Below are 2,908 nucleotides of genomic sequence, written 5' to 3'. Positions count from 1 at the left end.
GAATATAACAAGGGAAGGCCCGGCGCCCCATGAAAGCGCCTGTACGACACCGATTGTTCTGATGAGACCGGCAAAGAAAACCCTGGAAAGGAAACTCCGATGAAGATCAGCGCCCGCAACGTCCTCAAGGGAACGATCGCCGAGATCGTCAAGGGAGCCACCACCTCGCATGTCAGGATCGACATCGGTGGCGGCGCCATCGTCACCGCCTCGATCACCAACGAGGCCGTCGCCGATCTCAAGCTCGAAAAGGGCAAGCAGGCCTATGCCGTGGTCAAGGCCTCGGACGTGATGGTCGGCATCGACTGAAATTTGCGGCCTTAGACCGCGATCGGCGCCTTGATCGACGCATCGGCGACGTAGTTTTCCAGCCGGAAATCCTCGAAGCGGAAGGCGAACAGATCCTTCACCTCCGGATTGATCCACATCGTCGGCAGCACCTTCGGCGTGCGCCGCAGTTGTTCGCGTGCTTGCTCGAAATGGTTCGAGTAGAGATGCGCATCACCGAGCGTGTGGACGAAATCGCCGGGTTTCAGCCCGGTGACCTGCGCCACCATCAAGGTCAGCAGGGCATAGGACGCGATGTTGAACGGCACGCCGAGGAAGATATCGGCGGAACGCTGGTAGAGTTGGCAGGAGAGCCGCCCTTCCGAAACATAGAACTGGAACAGGCAGTGGCAGGGCGGCAGCGCCATCGCTTCCACCTCGGCTGGATTCCATGCCGAAACGATCAGCCGCCGCGATTGAGGATTTTTGCGTATCTCCTTGAGAAGATTCGCGATCTGGTCGATCGAGCCGCCATGGCCATCCGGCCAGGAGCGCCATTGCTTGCCGTAGACCGGGCCGAGATCGCCATTCTCGTCGGCCCATTCGTCCCAGATCGAAACGCCGTTATCGGTGAGATATTTGACGTTGGTGTCGCCGGCCAGGAACCACAAAAGCTCATGGATGATCGACTTGAGATGCAGCTTCTTGGTCGTGGTGACCGGAAAGCCGCGCGCCAGGTCGAAACGCATCTGGTAGCCGAAGACGGAGCGCGTTCCGGTGCCGGTGCGGTCGCCGCGATCGGCGCCGTTGTCCAGCACGTGCTGCAGGAGGTCGAGATACTGGCGCATCGGTTCCGGCTCGATTCGGTTGTCCAGCCATCATAGCTGACGGACAGGCAATCGAACACCACAAAGCAGCGCAAGCCCTGCCCGAAGGCTGCCAGTCCCCAACAACATCAGGGCTGACGCATGGACCGCGCCAGCCCCTGCAAATTGACGTGCGGTCGTCAGAGGGAGCCGAGTTTACCCAGGTCCTTGGCAACCAGATAGTAGAAGGTAACCCGGTTCTTGGTACTGTCGGCGGCCATCGCCTTGCAGACCTTCTCGATCGAAGCGTCGGCCTTGTTGTCGTCCGATATGCCGAGCTTCTTCGCAACCCAGCCAGCCTTGACGCGCTCTAGCTCCTTCGGATCGGTGCAGGACACCAGCGAGGAATCGCGGTTCCGGAGCGCAATGCCAAGATGCTTCACGATTTTGTCGACCACGTCGGCACTCGCCGAGGCATCGTATTTCTTCACGTCTGCAAGATAGTCGGCCATCAAAATTCCCCTCGTCGGCGCCACGGATCCGATCGATGAGGGCTGTGGCGCGCTGCTGCAACATGTGCGCTAGGTCGGTAACTCCTCACCGGGGCAAAGCTTCGGTTGAGACCGCGCCCAAGTCAACCCTTTGGACTTGCGGTTTTGTCAGGGGGACAAAGTGCCATTGCGGCCTTCCATTTCTTGCGATGGCCCCCTATATTCGGTTTGTCGGCTTGACCGACTATGGCGATAAATGGGCGATGAAATAAGCCGTTCGGACCCGGGGGCGGTACCCGGCGCCTCCACCAAAAGCCGCTGCTGATGACAGAGCGGTTTTTGCTGGGGGCGAAATAGGATCGACGAAGGTGTAAAGATCGTACTTTTGCCCGGCATGGTACCACCGTCATCGGGCTAAACCTGTAGTTGCAAATGACAACTATGCGGAAGCACGTCTCGCCGCGTAAGCGGTGCGATAGCTTCAAATCAAGCCCTAGAGGTTCGCACTTCTAGGCGGGGTTCGGAGGTACCTGGCAACAGAAACCTCCACTTCTCCCCTCCTCCTCAACATGCGTTACGCACAACGGCAGCTCCCGCCGGCCAACTTCGCACGCCCTCGGCCGCGAAGCCGCCCTGCCGCGTGCCACCTCTCCAAAAGATGCAAGACGATTCCGATCGATTCTTCGTGCTGACCGGCGGTCCCGGCTCCGGCAAGACCACCCTGATCGAAGCCCTGCGCCGGGCAGGCTTTGCCACCTCGATCGAAGCCGGCCGCGGCATCATCCGCCACCAGTCCGATATAGGCGGACCCGCTTTGCCCTGGCATGATCGCGCCCTGTTCGCCGAGTTGATGCTGTCATGGGAGATGCGCTCGTATCAAATCGCGCAAGAACAGACCGGGCGTCCTGTTTTCTTCGATCGGGGCGTTCCGGACACGCTTGGCTACCTCAGGCTGAGCGGCCTGCCGCTACCCGAACACATCAACGCCGCCGCCAAGCGTTTCCGCTACAACCCCCGCATCTTCGTCGCCCCGCTTTGGCCGGAGATCTTCGCGCAGGACGAAGACGCAAGCAGACGCTCGACGAGGCCGAGCGTACCCACCATGCGCTGGTCGGCATCTACACGGAACTGGGCTATGAGATGATTCCGTTGCCGCTGGCACCCGTCGAGGCGCGGCTGCGCTTCGTGCTGGCCGAGACAGGATTGGCGTGAAAAAGGCCGGGATGAACCCCGGCCTTTTTCATTTGTTTTGGTTGCTTATTCCGCCGGCGCCTCGACGGCCTCGCGCGAGCGGCCGAGCGTGACCTTGGCCAGCGTGAAGGAAATCACCGCACAGAGCGTGAT

Annotated in this window: 3 protein-coding genes, 1 other RNA gene and 1 pseudogene; 3 read left to right on the top strand and 2 right to left on the bottom strand. The window is 60.4% G+C overall.

Annotated features, from left to right (window positions below):
* Window positions 1-99 precede the first annotated feature (99 nt).
* A complete protein-coding gene (locus EN964_RS30685; protein WP_024501417.1) occupies window positions 100-309 on the top strand; it encodes a molybdopterin-binding protein in 210 nt (69 codons plus the stop codon).
* Between the two features lie 11 nt (window positions 310-320).
* Here EN964_RS30685 and EN964_RS30680 read toward each other — a convergent pair whose 3' ends face one another.
* Window positions 321-1,115 carry a thymidylate synthase gene (locus tag EN964_RS30680; protein WP_127271791.1) on the bottom strand — a complete coding sequence of 265 codons (795 nt, stop codon included), beginning with the start codon at window positions 1,113-1,115 and terminating at the stop codon, window positions 321-323.
* A gap of 158 nt (window positions 1,116-1,273) precedes the next feature.
* The gene (locus EN964_RS30675) at window positions 1,274-1,585 is read right to left on the bottom strand and encodes a DUF2853 family protein (protein ID WP_127271793.1); all 312 of its coding nucleotides are present in this window, start codon (window positions 1,583-1,585) and stop codon (window positions 1,274-1,276) included.
* A 170-nt stretch (window positions 1,586-1,755) separates the two neighbouring features.
* Between EN964_RS30675 and ssrA the strand changes: the two genes are divergently transcribed.
* Both ssrA and EN964_RS30665 read left to right on the top strand, forming a co-directional pair.
* Window positions 1,756-2,115, top strand: a transfer-messenger RNA (tmRNA) gene (ssrA, locus tag EN964_RS30670).
* 107 nt (window positions 2,116-2,222) lie between these two features.
* Window positions 2,223-2,776 (top strand): annotated as a pseudogene (locus EN964_RS30665) (AAA family ATPase).
* Window positions 2,777-2,908: the final 132 nt, after the last annotated feature.

The sequence above is a fragment of the Mesorhizobium sp. M7A.F.Ca.CA.001.10.2.1 genome (assembly GCF_003998575.1).
Lineage (GTDB): Bacteria > Pseudomonadota > Alphaproteobacteria > Rhizobiales > Rhizobiaceae > Mesorhizobium.
Note: the sequence above shows the minus strand (reverse complement) of the source record. Positions and strands in the feature narration are given on the sequence as shown.